The 18,262-nt window shown below is 51.1% G+C and carries 10 protein-coding genes; all 10 read left to right on the top strand.

Going from position 1 to position 18,262, the window contains the following annotated elements; translation table 11 throughout:
* The first annotated feature begins 38 nt into the window (after positions 1 to 38).
* The 10 genes from J7619_RS15575 (at position 39) to J7619_RS15530 (ending at position 18,244) form a co-directional block, all read left to right on the top strand.
* Entirely contained in the window at positions 39 to 3,374 is a 3,336-nt protein-coding gene (locus J7619_RS15575; RefSeq protein ID WP_310589807.1) for a TonB-dependent receptor, read from the top strand.
* 37 nt (positions 3,375 to 3,411) lie between these two features.
* Complete coding sequence (locus tag J7619_RS15570) at positions 3,412 to 4,851, top strand: RagB/SusD family nutrient uptake outer membrane protein (protein WP_291200063.1); 1,440 nt, start codon at positions 3,412 to 3,414, stop codon at positions 4,849 to 4,851.
* A gap of 23 nt (positions 4,852 to 4,874) precedes the next feature.
* Positions 4,875 to 6,956 (top strand): FAD-dependent oxidoreductase, encoded by a 2,082-nt coding sequence (locus J7619_RS15565; protein WP_291200060.1) that lies wholly within the window; start codon positions 4,875 to 4,877, stop codon positions 6,954 to 6,956.
* A gap of 117 nt (positions 6,957 to 7,073) precedes the next feature.
* Positions 7,074 to 8,717 carry an FAD-dependent oxidoreductase gene (locus J7619_RS15560; protein WP_291200057.1) on the top strand — a complete coding sequence of 548 codons (1,644 nt, stop codon included), beginning with the start codon at positions 7,074 to 7,076 and terminating at the stop codon, positions 8,715 to 8,717.
* Positions 8,718 to 8,871: 154 nt separating this feature from the next.
* Positions 8,872 to 10,113, top strand: a complete 1,242-nt coding sequence (locus J7619_RS15555; RefSeq protein WP_291200054.1) for an MFS transporter — start codon at positions 8,872 to 8,874, stop codon at positions 10,111 to 10,113.
* 363 nt (positions 10,114 to 10,476) lie between these two features.
* Positions 10,477 to 10,998, top strand: a complete 522-nt coding sequence (locus J7619_RS15550; protein ID WP_291200050.1) for a gluconate 2-dehydrogenase subunit 3 family protein — start codon at positions 10,477 to 10,479, stop codon at positions 10,996 to 10,998.
* Between the two features lie 124 nt (positions 10,999 to 11,122).
* Positions 11,123 to 12,835, top strand: a complete 1,713-nt coding sequence (locus J7619_RS15545; protein WP_291200047.1) for a GMC oxidoreductase — start codon at positions 11,123 to 11,125, stop codon at positions 12,833 to 12,835.
* A gap of 175 nt (positions 12,836 to 13,010) precedes the next feature.
* Positions 13,011 to 13,676 (top strand): RNA polymerase sigma-70 factor, encoded by a 666-nt coding sequence (locus J7619_RS15540; RefSeq protein ID WP_291200044.1) that lies wholly within the window; start codon positions 13,011 to 13,013, stop codon positions 13,674 to 13,676.
* Positions 13,677 to 13,742: 66 nt separating this feature from the next.
* Entirely contained in the window at positions 13,743 to 14,756 is a 1,014-nt protein-coding gene (locus J7619_RS15535; protein WP_291200041.1) for a FecR family protein, read from the top strand.
* Positions 14,757 to 14,776: 20 nt separating this feature from the next.
* Positions 14,777 to 18,244: a SusC/RagA family TonB-linked outer membrane protein gene (locus tag J7619_RS15530; RefSeq protein WP_291200039.1), complete on the top strand. Its 3,468-nt coding sequence runs from the start codon at positions 14,777 to 14,779 to the stop codon at positions 18,242 to 18,244.
* Positions 18,245 to 18,262 lie beyond the last annotated feature (18 nt).

Below are 18,262 nucleotides of genomic sequence, written 5' to 3'. Positions count from 1 at the left end.
TTTTGCCAAATTTCCTATTCTACAAAACAATCAAATCTATGAAAAAACCTTTAAAGTACCGTAAGGTATTACTGTGGACCATGCGAATGACAGCTACTCAACTCATGCTTGCCTTGGTGTTTATCGTCACGGGTTACGCACGTGAAGGTAGCGCGCAATCCCTTCTGAGCCAGAAAATTTCGGTGACGGCGAATGGCAGCGAAGTCAAAAAGGTACTCAGCCAGGTGGAAAAACAGGTGGATGTACGCTTCGTGTTCAGCTCCAAGCTGATCAAATCTGCCCGGAAAGTGACAGTTTCCTTAAAAGACAAACCATTGTACGAAGCGCTGGACCATATTCTGACGCCGCTGGGACTCGATTACGAGGTTTCCGGCAAGATCATCATCCTGAGAAGACTCGAAAACGCTGCACCCGGAACGGCGCCGGGGCAGAACGTACCCGCGAACGCGCCCAAACGAACGGTTTCCGGTAAAGTGCTCGACGGTGATTCCAACACAGGATTGCCCGGCGTTAGCATTGTGCTGAAAGGAACGCAAACGGGTACGACCACCAACCCGGATGGCAGCTTCCAGCTCGAAATTCCCGAAACGAGCGCACCTAACTCGGTGTTGGTTTTCAGTTTTGTAGGCTATAAATCCCAGGAGATCGTGCTGGGTAGTCAGACTGCCCTGACGATCAGTATGGTGCTGGAAGACAAATCCCTGCAGGAGATTGTCGTGATTGGCTATGGCGTAGTCAAGAAGAGTGATCTTACCGGCTCGGTCGCGTCCATCAAATCGACGGAATTGAATGCTTACCCGGCTACCAACCTCGTGCAATCGCTCGCGGGCCGCGCGGCAGGTGTGTATGTGTCACAGAATACAGGTGCGCCGGGTAGCTCCATCAGCGTTCGCGTGCGGGGTACCAACTCCATTCAGGGAAGTAACGAGCCATTGTACGTGGTGGACGGCTTTCCGTATTCCGGGAATCCTACGCTATTGAATAATGCGGATATTGAATCCATTGAAGTTTTGAAAGACGCTTCCGCAACGGCTATTTACGGTTCGCGCGGAGCGAATGGCGTCGTGCTCATTACGACCAAAAAAGGAAAAGCAGGCCGCGTCAGTGTGGACTATGACGGCTATTATGGTGTTCAAACCATCCGCAAAAAGCTCGACCTGATGAATGCGACCGAATATGCCAACTTTTACAACGAACAAGCAGCAAACGACGGCCTTGCACCGCATTTCACAGCGGATCAGATAGCTGGTTTCGGCAAAGGCACCGACTGGCAGGATCTGGTATTCCAGAAAGCGCCGATCCAGAACCATTCGCTGACTGTGAGCGGTGGAAATGAAAAAACACGGTTTTCGGTGGCCGCGAGCAATTTCAGCCAGGACGGTATTGTAATAGGCAGTGACTACGTGCGGAATGCGTTACGCATCAACCTGAGTTCTGATATCGGCAAGAAATTCAAATTTGATCTCAGTTCGCTTTTGAGTCGTATCGATTCGGACCGTAAGAATTCAGAAAGAGGGAACCGGGGAGGAACGCTGATGTCGGCTATGCTTTCCGGCTATCCGACCATTCCCGCCACACTTCCCGATGGCAGCTATTCGAGACTGGCTGAGGCGTACGCATGGGGTTCCAACGTGATTACCAACCCGCTTAATTTTCTCTACCAGCAATCGGACGCTATACAGTCTAACAAAATACTGACTAATGGTGCGATTACATTCGAGCCTGTCAAGGGTTTGCTGATCAAATCACTGGCGGGGATCGAAAGTACAGACGACCGTACCGATGCCTACACGACTACCAAATATGTCAATTCAAAGGGAAGCGCATCGGTAGAAACCCAGCGTATCAGTAGCATTTTGAGTGAAAATACCATTAGTTATCTGAAAGATTTCGGCAAGCACAGCGTGTCTGCCGTCGCGGGTTTCACATATCAGAATTATACGCAGACCAGTTTGAAGGCCACGGGAAGTGGCTTTATCAGCGACAACCAGGAAACTTACGACATCGGTGCAGCCGCTACGCAGGGTGTTCCGAGCACGTCGTACCTGAAATGGTCGCTGCTTTCCTACCTGGCGCGCGTCAACTACACCTTCAACAATAAGATACTCGCTACGGCCAGCTTCCGCGCGGACGGCTCGTCGCGGTACAGCGAAGGGCAGAAATGGGGCTTTTTCCCTTCCGGTGCGCTGGCATGGCGTTTGTCAGAGGAGGAGTTTATCAAAAATATCCCATTCATATCCGACCTGAAACTGAGAGCCGGTTACGGAGAAACGGGTAACACATCCATCCAGCCCTATTACACATTGAATCAGCTCAATTCGGGGCAGGTCGTGTTTGGTGATGCATTCATGACATCCTATGCACCTGGTACGCGGCTCGCAGGATCGTTGAAATGGGAAACTACGGCCCAAACCGACTTTGGTATCGACCTCGGGCTTTGGAACAATCGCGTCAATGTCACAGCTGATTATTATATCAAAAATACCCGCGATCTGCTGAACAATGTCGCCTTGCCATCTTCATTAGGCTACACTTTTACAATTCAGAATATCGGAAAAATTCAAAACAAAGGTTTTGAGTTCGGTGTCAATGCAGCCGTGCTGGAAGGGGCGTTCAAATGGAATGTGTCGACCAATTTGTCCATTAACCGGAACAGGGTCGTGAAGCTGTACGGGGGAAATGACATTCTCGGCAGTACAATCGGGGCGGCGGTGAACGACAACGTCAATATCCTCCGGGAGGGTTACCCGCTTGGGTCATTCTATGGTTATGTGGAGAAAGGATACGACGAGAAGGGTTTTATTGCTTATGAAGATTACAATAACAGCGGCAGCCGCGACGCGGGCGACAAGCAGATCATCGGTAATCCGAACCCGAAATTTACCTACGGCTTCAACTCGAATATGTCGTTCAAAAACTTCGAACTGACGTTCTTCATCCAGGGATCGCAGGGTAACGACATTTTCAACCTGAGTGCGCAGGGGCAGGGTTACGACTACGGCCAGGCGCTCAACATGCCTCGGGAAGTGTATCTCGACCATTGGACACCTGAGCATACCAATGCGAAATACCCGATCATCAAAACTTCCTCACAGGCGCAAATGTCCAACCGGTTTGTAGAAGATGGCTCTTACCTGCGGTTCAAGAACATCCAGCTCAGCTATAACCTGCCGGTTTCCAAGCTGCATATCAAATGGATGAAATACGGGCAGCTGTATGTGAGCGGCCAAAACCTGATCACCTTCACCAAATACTCGTGGTATGACCCGGAAGTAAACTCTTACGGAGGCGGCAACTCCATCGTGCAGGGCGTGGACCACTATGTCTATCCCGTAGCGAAAACTACCACTGTGGGGCTTAGAGTAGGTTTTTAAGGTCAGTTTTTACAACCGGTTTAAAGAAATGATTGATATGAAAAAGATATTCACGACTTTGTTTTTCGCGGCGGTTTGCGTGGGTTGCTCCGATATCCTGGAAGAGAAGCCCAAGTCGCTGGCCTCCGAAAATTTTTATAACACCGCAGCGGAAGCCAAAGCGGCTGTCAATGCAATCTACGGGCCGATGCGCCTGGACGCCGCATTGTCGACGAACTACCCCGCACAGCTCGAAGGGTTGGCCGATTATGGTAATTCAAGAGGTACCCAAACAGCCGTGAGCCTCTACCAGGGGCTTGACAACACGAACATTAACCGCGTGGCTACGATTTGGGACAACTTTTACCAATCGATCCGGAATGCGAACCTGGTCATCGCGAACGTACCGAAAGGGACGAGTATGACGGACGCAGAAAAGGCTTCATTCGTAGCGGAGGCCAAATACATGCGGGCACTCATCTATTTCGCACTCGTGCGTAATTGGGCGGGCGTGCCCCTGCGCACGGAAGAAAACATGACGGTGACCGACATTCCACGGTCAAGCGTGGAGGATGTTTACAAGCTCATTGTCGCCGATGCGCTGGCGGCAGAAGCCGGGCTTCCCGACAATCCTTCCGAAATCGGGCGACCTACCAAATGGGCTGCGAAGACCATGCTGTCGGAAGTGTACCTGTACCTCGAAAAATGGGAGGAATCGCGCGCGAAGGCAAAAGAGGTGATCGATTCCAAGAAGTATTCGCTGGTAGCAGTGACCGTTTCGGAGGATTTTCAGAAGATTTACGGACCGGAGGTAGTGAATACGCCGGAGGAGATCTTCTACTTTAAATACTCCCGTCAGCAAGGCTTCGGGCTGGTGAGCTATGCGCACCGTAAAATTGGCCAGTATAATTACTACGGCCCGGGTGGCGTGTATGCACAGTACACCGATTCGGTTTCCAATTCGGTAATTAAAAACTGGGATTTCAAAGACTTGCGCAAAAACCATATTCTTTACAATGTGGATATCGGGTTGGGTGCCACTTCGATGCTGTACCGCAAGTACCGCGACCCGCTGGCTACCTCCGGCGCAGGTAACGACTACCCCTGGTACCGCTACGCCGATCTGCTCCTTTTTCACGCAGAAGCGGATGCCCGCGCGAATGGCAAGCCTACTGCCGACGGCCTCGAAAGCCTCAATAAGGTGCATCGCCGCGCTTACGGAAAGCCTGCCGAAGCAGCTTCAACGGTCGATTTCAAACTCGCCGATTTTGCCACAACACAAACCTACATCGACAAGGTGGTGCAGGAGCGGGGCTACGAAACCATGTACGAAGGCAAGCGCTGGAACGACCTGAAACGGTTAGGAATAGCCAAGCAGCGCATTTTAGAAGTAAAAAACATTGTCGTCGCCGAAAAGCATATGCTATGGCCGATCCCGAATTCCGAGATTCTGTATAACAAGGCCATTACCGCCAAAGATCAGAATCCGGGTTATTGAGCATTTTAATCATTTCAAAAACAATGAGAAAAAAGATAGCAATAGCACGGTTTGCTTGTCTGTTTGCGTGCCTGGCGCAGGGCTTCCTGGCGCAGGGCTCCCTGGCGCAGGGCTTCCTGTTGTCAGGATTTCGACCAGGTATCGGGATACCGGAGGCAGCAAAGGCATCGGTGCAGGCGGACATCTGCATTTACGGCGCAACAGCAGCCGGGGTAATCGCGGCCTATACGGCTAAGAGAATGGGTAAATCCGTCATACTCATCGAGCCGGGCGGGCACCTGGGCGGTATGACCTCCGGGGGCCTCGGCTACACGGATATCGGCAACAAATATGCCATTACGGGCCTGTCGAGGGACTTTTATCGTCGCATTGGCAAGCATTACGGCAAGTTCGAGCAATGGACATTCGAGCCCAAAGTCGCCAAGCATTATTTGCAGCAGTACCTGGATGAGGCGGGGATTAAGGTTGTATACCAAAGCCGGGTGATCGGTGCCAGTAAATCGGGCGCGGAGATCAAATCCATTGTTTTGGAAAACAGTATTAAACCGGATGCTAAAACCAATCAGACGGTTTCTGCAAAGGTATTCCTCGACTGTACCTATGAAGGTGACCTGATGGCGAAAGCAGGTGTTTCCTACGCAGTCGGCCGCGAAGCTAACAGCGATTATAATGAGACGATCGACGGTGTGCAGCTCATGAAAGGGCATCAGCTGCCGGATGGCATCGATCCCTATAAAATTGCCGGAAAGCCTGAAAGCGGGTTGCTCTGGGGCGTTTCCCCTGCCAAACTGGAACCGAACGGCACGGGCGACAAAAAGGTGCAGGCTTATAACTACCGCATTTGCCTCACTTCGGATCCGAACAATATGGTGCCGATTACGAAGCCGGAAGGTTACGATGTAAGCCATTTCGAACTCCTCGCACGCCTGATCGCGAAGCAGCCTGAGCGCAAAACGCTGAACGATTACTTCATATGGAGTAAAATGCCGAACAACAAAACGGATATTAACAATCGTAACGGTTTCTCGACCGACATGATCGGCATGAACCACGATTACCCGGATGCCGATTACAAAAAGCGGGCAGAGATTATCAAAGCGCACGAAACCTACACCAAGGGGCTGCTCTATTTCTTTGGTCACGATCCGCGCGTGCCTGCGGAGCTGCGCGAGGCAATGCTGAAATGGGGGTATCCCAAAGATGAGTACGTCGAGACCGGCAACTGGTCGCCGCAGCTGTACGTGCGTGAAGCGCGGCGGATGGTCGGCAGCTACGTAATGACCCAGGCGAATTGTGAAGGCAAGGAAGTAGTGAAGGACGGTGTCGGAATGGCCGCCTACACGATGGACTCGCACAACATTCAGCGCATTGTGATTAATGGCATGGCCAAAAACGAGGGTAATGTGGAGATCGGCGGCTTCGGGCCTTACCCGATTGCCTACGGCTCGCTGGTACCGAAAGAGAAGGAATGTACCAATTTGCTGGTGCCGGTGTGCCTCTCCGCGACACATATTGCCTACGGCTCCATTCGAATGGAACCTGTATTCATGGTGCTTGCGCAATCATCAGCCATCGCGGCGGTCATGGCCATCGATTCGAAGAAGAGCGTGCAGCAGATCGACATCGCCCAATTGCAGGCAAAGCTCAAAGCCGACCCTCTGGTAAATGGTAAAACCCCTGAAATCCTGGTAGATAATGAGGATAGCCAGCACGTTTTCGTGAAAGGAAACTGGGAGTCGGTTAAAAAAGGCGGGTACGGCCCGTCGTTCCTGGCTACTTCTGAAAACGACAAAAATGGCGGCTCGGTGACTTTTACGCCTCAAATCGCAGCGCCGGGCAACTATCAGATCTACGTTTATTTTCCAAAAGTGGCCAAACCAGCTTCGGAAATAAAGCTTTCGGTGAAAGCGGGCAGCGAAACCAAAAACATTTCAGTGCTTGAAAAAGACATTGTCGTGGAAGGGCAAACTTCGGGCGAATGGTACAATGCGGGAAAATTCAATTTCCCTAAAGGCAATGCGAGCTCGGTGAATATTTCGTCGGAAGGGGCGTCAGGGGCGGTTGCGGCCGATGCGGTGCTGTTTGTGCCGACGGCTGACCGCTGACGGTTGCCGGCGGTTTGCATCCCTGCGCATGTAGGACCGAAACCAGCCCCTGAGGGGCGGCACCTGTCCATTTGACAATCGGCGGTCAACATTTTAAAATCACAACATGAAATTTCAATGAAAAAATTACTCTTACTAGCCACAATCCTCATTTCTCAGGCCATGTCGCGAATTGTTTCCGCGCAGTCGTACGAGGCCGACGTCATCGTTTACGGTGGTACCTGCGCGGCGGTTACGGCTGCGGTGCAGGTGGTGAAATCGGGCAAAACGGTGCTCGTAGTCTCGCCTGACAAGCATTTGGGCGGTCTTTCCTCCGGCGGGTTAGGCTTCACCGATACCGGTAATAAATCCGTGATCGGCGGGCTCGCGCGTGAGTTTTACCATCGCGTTTACCTGCATTATGATACGCCGGACGGTTGGCATTGGCAGAAAAAGGAAGAATATGGTAACAAAGGCCAGGGGACAGTGGCGATGGACGGTGCGGAGCGAACGATGTGGATTTTCGAGCCGCACGTAGCGGAACAGGTCTTTGAGGATTTTGTGAAAGAAAACAATATCAAAATCTACCGCGACGAATGGCTCGACCGAGGCAAAAGCGGTGTGCAGAAAAGCAAAGGCCGGATTACCTCTTTCAAAACTTTGAGCGGCAAGACATTCAAGGGTAAAATGTTTATCGACGCCACCTACGAAGGTGATCTGATGGCCGCTGCAGGTGTGAAATACCACGTAGGCCGCGAGGCCAACAGTGTTTACAATGAGGAGTGGAACGGTATCCAGGCGGGCGTGTTCCAGCACAGGCATTATTTCGCCAAGAATATCAGCCCCTACAAGGTCGAAGGCGATCCGAACAGCGGCTTGCTGCCTTACGTCACGGCGGAGAAAATCGGTAAGAATGGGGAAGGCGACCACAAGATTCAGGCCTATTGCTTCCGCATGTGCCTCTCGTCGCATCCCGACAACCGCATTCCGTTTGCAAAACCGGAAGGTTACGACCCGGGCAAATACGAGCTCCTCGCCCGGGTGTACAAAGCAGGCTGGACCGAAACTTTCGACAAATATGATCCCATTCCCAATCGTAAAACGGATACCAATAACCATGGCCCGTTCAGTACGGACTTTATCGGTCAGAACTACGACTATCCCGATGCTTCGTACGAACGCCGCAAGGAGATTATCAAAGAGCATGAGTTGTATCAGAAAGGCCTGATGTACTTTTTGGCTAACGATCCCGCGGTTCCTGCTGACGTTCGCACGAAAGTAGGTGAATGGGGCTTGCCCAAGGACGAATTTAAAGACAATGGCGGCTGGCCGCATCAGATTTACGTCCGCGAAGCACGCCGGATGCTGGGGCTGAGTGTCATGACCGAGAATGAGACACTGGGTAAAAAAGCGGTAGCGCAATCCGTTGGCATGGGTTCGTATTCGCTCGACGCGCATAATGCGCAGCGCTACGTAAAAGAGGATGGTTTCGTACAAAATGAGGGGGACATCGGCGTGCATCCCAAAACGCCTTACAGCATTTCCTATGGCTCCATTGTTCCCAGGAAAGCGGAATGCGAAAACCTGCTGGTGCCGGTGTGCGTTTCGGCGTCGCATATTGCCTACGGGTCTATCCGCATGGAGCCGGTGTTCATGATCCTCGGCCAGAGCGCGGCCACAGCTGCTGTGCAAGCGATCGACGGAAAAGTAGCGGTGCAGGACGTGGATTATGCCAAATTGAAGGAGCAACTGCTGAAAGACAAGCAGAAGTTGGAACTGTAAGCGGGCATTTGCTATGAAAGTCGTTTTAACTGAATGTGTCGTAAAACAAAACTTTCTATTTAAATTTTAATAATTTACCAACGAATAGCCGGGCTTATGTCCGGCTATTTGCATAATATTGCAAGTTATTCCGATGAAACCCATACAAAACCAAATGTCATCCGTCACAGCAACGCGCTCAGACGCTTCCTACCTTTTCAGTGCTCCCGTAATTGTCGCTGCCCTTGGTTACTTCGTAGATATTTATGATTTGCTCCTTTTCGGGATCGTGCGCCTGCCGAGTCTGGCTGCATTAGGCCTTTCCGAAGCGGACATTTCCGTCACCGGCGCCAGTATTCTGAACTGGCAAATGACCGGGCTGCTCATCGGCGGGATATTGTGGGGTGTGCTGGGGGATAAGAAGGGGCGCCTTTCCGTGCTCTTCGGATCCATTATCACTTATTCCCTCGCCAATATCGCCTGCGGCTTCGTACAGGACGTGACCGTTTACAAATCGCTTCGCTTCATTGCCGGTATCGGTCTGGCGGGTGAGCTGGGGGCGGGTATCACGCTGGTTTCCGAAATCCTTCCCAAACACCTGCGCGCGATCGGTACCTCGCTCGTGGCGGGCATTGGTTTGCTGGGCGCCGTGGTGGCCTATTTCACGGTCGAGTTTTTCGACTGGCGCTATGCCTATTTCATCGGTGGCGGGCTGGGCATTTCGCTGCTTTTGCTTCGGATCGGTGTTTTTGAATCGGGTATTTTTAAAGATATCAAGGAAAAAGAGCATGTCCAGAAAGGTAACTTTTTTGCATTGTTTACCAATAAAGACAGGCTCGGAAGATACCTCAGATGCATTGGTATCGGACTTCCTACGTGGTTTGTGATCGGTATCCTGGCGACATTCAGCAACGAATTCGGAAAAGCGCTGGGGATCGAAGAGCCCATTAAGCCGGGCCTTTCCATTATGTGGTGCTATGTAGGTCTCTCGGTGGGCGACCTTTGCAGCGGGTTCATCAGCCACTGGCTCGAATCGCGCAAGAAGGCTGTTTTTTACCTGATGATTTTTACATTGATATGCAGCCTGGTTTACCTTTTTGCGGACATTAAATCGGTCTCGCTTTTTTATACCATTGCCACTTTGCTGGGCTTCGGGATCGGTTACTGGGCGATGTTCGTGACCATTGGTGCGGAGCAGTTCGGTACCAACCTGCGTGCCACGGCCGCCACGACCGTTCCCAACATGGTGCGCGGAACCGTGGTGGGAATGACTACATTATTCGCTATTTTTAAAGGTTCTTTCACGGTCATTCAGGCTGGTGCATTGGTAGGGCTGATCTGTTTTGCGATCGGCATTTTCTGCATCCTCACCATTCCTGAAACACACGGTCGCGATCTGGATTTTCTCGAAGAGTGACGCCTTTGGCCGGATGTGGTCAAGAATTGTCAGGCGTAGTCAGGTGTGGTCAGGTATAGTCAATTGTGGTCAGGAAGTTGTCAAGAATTGTCATGTATGGTCAAGAATGTTAAGGTATGGCCAAGAATAGGCCGGTGTCATTGAGAATGGTCAAGCGTAGTCGGAGAGAGCAAAATCCTAATTGTTTCAATAAGTAACAATCCTTAACAACTTCCCGACTATCAACGACAATTCATGACAACTTCCTGACAACCAATGACAATGCTTGACAACAAATGTCAACCTCCTGGCAACCCTTGACGACAAATGACAAAAGAAGAACAAACGATAACATTAAAAATACCACGTTAAACAAAAACGAAAATGGAGAGACGCGTAGCGCTTAAAAGCATGGCTGTGGCCATGGGCGCCATGGCGGGTTTGCCTTCCTGGGCATCCGGTTGGAACAAGAGTGCGGTGGCGAAGAGCGGGTTGCTTTCGGCAGACCAATCCAAAAATCTGACGATGATTGTCGAAACCATTATCCCCAAAACCGACACGCCGGGAGCGGGAGAGCTGGGAGTAGGAGATTTCGTACAGAAAATGGTGAAGGATTGTTACGATTCCAAAGCGCAGGCGAGCCTGGCTAGCGGCGTTTCGAATATCGATGAACAAAGCATTCAGCGTTTCGGCAAGTCGTTTGTGGATGCGAGCAAGGAGCAGCGCCTGCAAATCCTGTCGGATATCGAAAAAAGCAGCGACGCGACACAGAAAGGCTTTTTCAGCATGGTCAAAAACCTCACGATCCAGGGCTACATGACGTCCGAATATGTGATGACCAACATTACCCATTATGAAATGATCCCCGCCCGTTACCATGGGTGTGTACCTGTTAAAAAAGGATAGAAGGAGGAAGGGAGGATGGAGGAAAGGGAGGATGGGCAATCAATGACCTAATGACTCAATGACTTGAATTCTTTTTCCCCTTCCTCCATCCTCCCTTTCCTCCCTATTTCCATCAAACCGAACTATGGCAAATTTTAATATCGATAGTAAAAAAGCCCGTACCTATGATGCCATTGTGATTGGCTCGGGGATCAGCGGCGGATGGTCGGCCAAGGAGCTGACCGAAAAAGGATTGAAAACGCTTGTGCTCGAACGCGGGCGCGATGTGCAGCATATCAAGGATTATCCCACGACGAATATGATGCCGTGGGAGTTCGAGCACCGTGAGCGACTTCCAAAAGAAATTGCGGATGCCAACCCGATCGCGGCACGTTGCTATAACTTCAAGGAATCGTCGATGCACTTTTTTGCAAAGGATAATGAGCACCCCTATATTCAGGAGAAGCCTTTCGACTGGTTGAGAGGCTACCAGGTCGGCGGAAAGTCGCTGCTTTGGGCGCGGCAGACACAGCGTTGGAGCAAATATGATTTTGAAGGACCGGCACGTGATCAATTCGCCGTGGAGTGGCCTATCGGCTATGATGACCTCGCGCCCTGGTACAGCCACGTAGAGAAATTCGCGGGTATTACCGGTAACAAGGACGGCATCGATGCATTGCCCGATGGCGAGTTCCTGCCCCCGCACGACCTGAACTGTGTCGAGAAGTATTTCAAGGAGCAAGTTTCCAAACAATACAAGGACCGGCATATTATCATCGGCCGCGCGGCGCATATTACGGAACCCCAGCAGATCCACCTCGATCAGGGGCGTGCGAAATGCCAGCACCGCGTGATGTGTGAACGCGGATGTCCGTTCGGAGGGTATTTCAGCAGTAATGCTTCTACCATCCCCTGGGCGGCGAAGACAGGCAATATGACGCTCCGCCCGCATTCTGTGGTACATTCGATTATTTACGACGACAAAACGCAGAAAGCCTCGGGTGTGCGCGTGATCGACGCGAACACGAAGGAGATGATCGAGTTTTATGCCAATATCATCTTCCTCAATGCAGCCGCGCTGAACTCGAACCTCGTACTGCTGAACTCGGTATCGAGCCGCTTCCCTAACGGATTGGGCAACGACAATGGCCTGTTGGGTAAGTATGTGGCATTCCATAACTACCGGGCAACGGTATCAGGCGAATACGAAGGGTTCCTGGATTCGACCACCGACGGTCGCCGCCCTAATAGCGGCTACATTCCGCGCTTCCGTAACGTTTACAAGCAGGAAACCGACTTCCTGCGCGGGTATGCGGCCGGATTCGGAGCCAACCGCAATACTTATAACGACCGCAACGGCCTGGGCGAATCGCTGAAAGCCGGATTGCACGAAACCAAATATGGCAACTGGAGCGTAGGCTCGCACATGATGGGCGAAACCATTCCCAAGGAGAGCAACTATGTGATGCTCGACAAGAATGAAAAGGACCCGTTTGGTATGCCAAAACTGAGAATCTCGGTCGATTATGATGATAACGACGAGAAGATGATCAAGGATTATATGGAGCAGGTAAGCGAAATGTTTACCAAGGCGGGCTTCACCAATGTGCGAACCAACGACAACCACCGCAATCCGGGTAACGATATTCACGAAATGGGTGGCGTACGCATGGGTAAGGATCCCAAAACGTCGCTACTGAACAAGTGGAACCAGCTGCACCATTGCAAAAACGTGTTCGTGACCGACGGTGCATGTATGACTTCGACGGCGACGCAAAACCCTTCGCTTACCTATATGGCACTCTCTGCCCGCGCGGCCGATTATGCTGTGAAACAGATGAAAGCCAAGAATTTGTAACCGAAAATAACTAGCTTTTGACAAAGGCCGCTATTCGCAAGGATAGCGGCTTTTTTAATATCTGGTTAGTATGGGTTAAGATATGATTAAAAAAAGTTTTAGTTTTTTTAAATCAAGGGTAAGGGATTTTAAGTGCAAGAAAGTCTTTTAATTATTACATACGAACAGATACTCGATGCACGATCCTTTGCTTAACCCGGAAACGAAGCGCCCTGGGCCATTTGTGTCCCCTGCACACGAAGGCAAGGCCCCCGTAAGTGAGATTGATTCTGCTACTTTCCTCAAATCGGCTTTTGAGCAAAATCCGGGGAAGGGCCTGGAATTACTGTTCAAAAGGTACTATAATCCACTTTGCAGCCATGCGGTACGGTTTGTGTATTCCAAACAGATCGCCGAGGATCTGGTGAGCGAGGTGTTCTTCCAGTTTTACCGTACAAAAGCCTATGAGAACATCACGTCATCGTACACCAGCTATCTGTTCCGCTCTGTGCGTAATGAATGCTATACGTATATGCGCAGAGAGTTCGGGAAGACAGATACCCTCGAGGTGAATGAGGAGCATTCGATTTCGACCTATCATCAGCAGCCTGATGCTGAAATTCATTATAACAACCTGTTCCTGAAAGTGAACGAAGTCATCGCCCGGCTGCCTACGCAATGCCAGAAGGTGTTTTTGCTGAGTCGCTTCGAGAACAAAAAATACCATGAGATAGCGGACGAGCTGCATATCTCGCCCAAAACCGTAGAAGTACACATCTCCAAGGCATTGAAACACCTGCGCTCCGCTCTTCACGGGGAATGGATGATCTCGCTTTGCCTGACCATTTTGAGTATCCTCTAAAAATGACCTCAGAGGGTCGACGGCCCATCCGGATGGGCCTCCGTCAACGTTGTAAACCGAACAGAAATGGAAAAAACTATATCTAAATATACGCTTTTCGAGTACCTGAGTGGGCGCGCGAACCCACTCGAAAGGCAACTCGTGGAAGAATGGATTGTGCGGAAGGAAAACGCAGAGACATTCCACCGGTGGTTACTGGAATATGAAACCCAGTCACCCCAGTTTGTTCCCAACCAGGACATTGCGCTCGAAAACTTACTGCTCCGGCTGAATTCGACGATGGAGCAAGAGGGAGAGTGGAGGAAGGAGGAAGGGGAGGAGGAACGTACTCCCTCCTGGTTTGCCAGGCGTAGCAACCGGTTTTGGATGGCAGCGGCATCGGTAACGTTGCTCGTGAGCTGCGGCTGGTGGTTTCGTGAGCCGATACAATACAAATCGTACCAGACAGCCTACGGCCAGACCACCGATGTGTACCTCGAAGACGGAAGCCGCGTAGCATTGAATTCGAACTCCAAACTGAAAGTGCCGAGGCTGGGTTTCTGGGGCGACGTGCGCGAAGTGGCGCTGGAAGGCGAGGCAGAGTTTTCGGTAAGCCACACGATTGACCACAAGCGCTTTGTCGTGAAAACATCCGAGCAATTTCAGGTGGAAGTACTCGGGACTACATTTTCCGTATTTGCCCGGCCGAGAGGCACGAAAGTGGCATTGAAATCCGGTAGCGTGCGTATCGACTATTCACAGAACAACCGGCGCAGGGAGGTCATGATGGAGCCGGGCGACCTGGCCTTTCTCGATCAGGAAGGCGCGGTGCAGCTCGAACGAAAGCAGGACGTCAGAACATTCGCTCCCTGGACCGAGCAGCGCTATGTGTTCAACGGAACGCCTGTAAAGGAAATACTCGCGATGATCGAGGAAAATTTTGGCCAGAAAGTTAGCCTCTCCGATTCCAACATCGCCCAACGCTCGATAACTGGCAATTTTAAGACTAAAAACGCCGACGAACTTTTGAAAACCATTTCGGAAGTGCTTGATCTACGGGTTGAGCAAAATGGCGCCAGCATCCTTTTAACGAACAATTAATTATTCCAAACCACTTGATTATGAATCTAACGCTATCAGCCAAGCAATGGGTGGCGATCGGGATTGTGTTGATGACACAATCCTCCCGGATCGTGCATTCACAGGTCATTGCCTTTGCGTCGATGCCGGCCAAGCAACATACTTCGCTCGGTCAGGAAATGAAGCTTAAAAATGTTTTGCTAGACCTTCAGAGACATTACGGGGTCGAGATCATTTTCGAAGACCGACTGGTAGGTTCTGTGAATGTTGCTTCCAGCAATCTGGATTTGAATCAGCCAATCGAAAAAAACCTCGATGTGCTGCTGCGGCAGAACGGTTTGAAGTACAAAAAGACCAGAAAGAACACATTCGTTATAACCGAAGGCAAAGCAAAGGAAGCGATGCCGGTGAGGGAAAGCAAGGACGAGGCGATGGCTCTGCCGGAGGGGCAGATGACGCAGGAAAACCTGACCGCACCGGCACAGGTAACCCAGGCCGCCGTTGACAGGACTATCAAAGGAACGGTATCGGACGAAAAAGGGGCGTCGCTCCCGGGCGTGAGCGTGGTCCTGAAAGGTACGCAGCGCGGAACTTCCACCGGCGCTGCGGGCGATTTCAGCCTGGAAATCCCGGATGGTGGCCAGCCGGTGCTTGTTTTCAGTTTTGTGGGTTACAAATCGCAGGAGGTGACAGTGGGAAACCAATCGGCATTTACAGTGAAAATGGCCCCCGACGAGAATGCACTCGACGAAGTTGTGGTGGTGGGCTACGGTACTGTTAAAAAATCTGACCTTACCGGCGCTGTCGGGACTCTCAAAGCGGAAGTTTTGCAGGAACGCCCGGCTTCATCATTGAACCAGGGGCTTTCGGGCCGCATTACGGGGGTAAACGTATCGTCGAACTCCGGTCGCCCGGGTGGTCGTGCCAACATACGCATTCGTGGAGCCAGCTCTATCAGTGTTTCCAACAACCCTCTTTACGTGATCGATGGTGTGATCCTGAATGCGGTAGACCTGCAAAATGGCAGCACACCGATCGATTACCTCAATCCGAACGATATTGCTTCCATCGAGGTATTGAAAGATGCTTCTTCGACAGCGATTTACGGTGCACGTGGTGCGAACGGGGTTATCCTTGTTACCACCAAACGCGGCACATCCGGCGGTGGAAAAGTTACTTACGATACCGATTTTAGCATAGGTGTAGCTCCACGCAAATTGCCTGTATTGAATTCGAAGGAATTCTTGCAAGTGGAGGAAACCCTTTATGCCAATGCGGCGAAGTACGACCCCGTGGGCTGGGCTACCGGTACCAAATACACCGATCCCAAGCTGAAACGGACCAACCCGCTGCTTTTCGATTCGAACGGTAACCCACTGTATGACACCGACTGGCAGAAAGAGGCTTTCCAGAAAGCATTTACCCAGAACCACCAGTTAGGTTTGACAGGTGGTAACGAAAAGGGTAGCTTTGGGGCATTCCTGAACTATCGCAATGAAGACGGTATCGTGAAGGAGTCGTGGCAGAAGCGCTTCTCGGGCCGCCTGGTATTTGACTCTCAAATTAAAAGCTGGTTGAAGGTGGGTGGTACATTAGGCTACACCGATCAGAACGAAAAGCAGATTGACCAGTTGGGGGGTGGCGGTATCACCGCGATGCGCCAGGTGCTGGAAGCTCTGCCCATCATTCCGGTGAAATATCCTGACGGCAAATGGGCCAGTAACCGCGACTATCCGGGTATGGAAGGAGGCGACAGCCCGCTACGTGTGGTAAACGAGCGTCTTTTCTATTTAAAAACCCAAACTATGTTGGGTAATATGTACGCCAACATCCGTTTGGCTGACGGTCTGGAATTACGCTCCACAGTAGGAGCGAACGTGATCAACCAGCGTAACGACTATTTCGCTGCCGCGGGCTTGCAATATATCACCAGCAATGGCGAAGCGTGGGTGCTCAACAACCGGTACAATTCCTGGCAGTTTGAAAACTACCTGACCTATTTCAAGGATTTCGGTAAAATACATTCGATCAACGCTATGGTTGGTTTGTCGTGGCAGCATGTGGACCGCTTCGAGAACCAGGCCCGCGCCCAGAACTTTACGGATACTTATTTCCAATACAATAACCTTGCGGCAGGTGCCATCGCGGTGGCTCCAACTTCAAAAGCGGAAGCGTATGGACTTAACTCCTATTTCGCAAGGATCAATTATAGCCTGATGAACAAATACCTGGTGACATTCACCGGTCGTATGGATGGTTCGTCCAAATTCGGGGAGGCCAACCGCTATGCATTCTTCCCGTCCGCGGCATTGGCATGGCGTGTGAACGAGGAGGAATTCCTTAAAAACTCGAATACGATTTCCAACCTGAAACTTCGTACGAGCTACGGTGCTACCGGTAACTCCGAAATTCCGGCCTATCGTGCATTGGCCGGGATGGCAAGCTCCGATGTCATTTTCGGAGGTACCCGCAACATCGGTATCGGCGTAGGCCGGATGTCGAACTCTAACCTGCAATGGGAAAAAACACAGCAGGTTGATTTGGGGATAGAACTGGGCCTGTTCCAGAACCGTATCAATTTTGAGCTCGATTTATACCGCAGAAAAGTGAACAGAATGTTGCTGGATGCACCACTACCATCAAGCAGCGGCTACACCAGCATCTTCACCAACGTTGGCAGTATGGAAAACAAAGGGGTTGAATTCGCGATTAACTCAACCAATATCAAAGCCGGCGATTTCTCGTGGAGCACGACATTTAATATTTCTGTAAACAAAAATAAAGTACTGGCGCTCTCGGGTGGCAGTGATATCTTCTCCGGCGCAACGGTGATCCGCGTGGGTGAGCCGGTGGGTTCGTTCTTTGGACGGGTACATCAAGGCACATGGTCGACTGCGGAGGCCGAGCAGGCCAAGAAATATAATATGTTGCCTGGCGACGTGAAATACGCGGACTTGAACAACGATGGCACGATCAACGATAATGACCGTACAATCATCGGTAAAGGTATCCCTGATGGCTTCGGAACCTTCCTGAACACGTTCAACTACAAACAGTGGTCATTGACAGTAGACCTGCAATACATGTACGGCAACGACGTGCTCGACCGGAGTATCCACTCCGCAGAGGACCGTCAGGGAATTGCAAACAGCTACAAAACAGTGTTGAATGCGTGGACTGAAACGAATCAGAACACCCCGATCGCGCAAGTGCGCCCGATCAACGCCTATTACACCACCAACAACGACAGCCACAAGGTAACCGACGCGTCGTTTATCCGCGGACGCAACCTGTTACTCGCTTACGTGTTCCCGTCGCATATTGCTTCGAAGATGAAACTGGAACGTTTGAGAGCCTATGCATCCGTTCAGAATTTCTTTGTAGCAACGAAATACAAGGGTTATGACCCCGAGGTGTCCAACTCCGGATCGCCATTCGACCAGGGCTTTGGCTTGTACGACTATCCTAAGCCAAGAGTATTTATGCTCGGCCTGAACATCGGTTTATAACATTAAAGACGCAAAGCA

Origin of the sequence: Dyadobacter sp., from assembly GCF_017744695.1 — a bacterium.
Classification (GTDB): domain Bacteria; phylum Bacteroidota; class Bacteroidia; order Cytophagales; family Spirosomataceae; genus Dyadobacter.
Note: the sequence above shows the minus strand (reverse complement) of the source record. Positions and strands in the feature narration are given on the sequence as shown.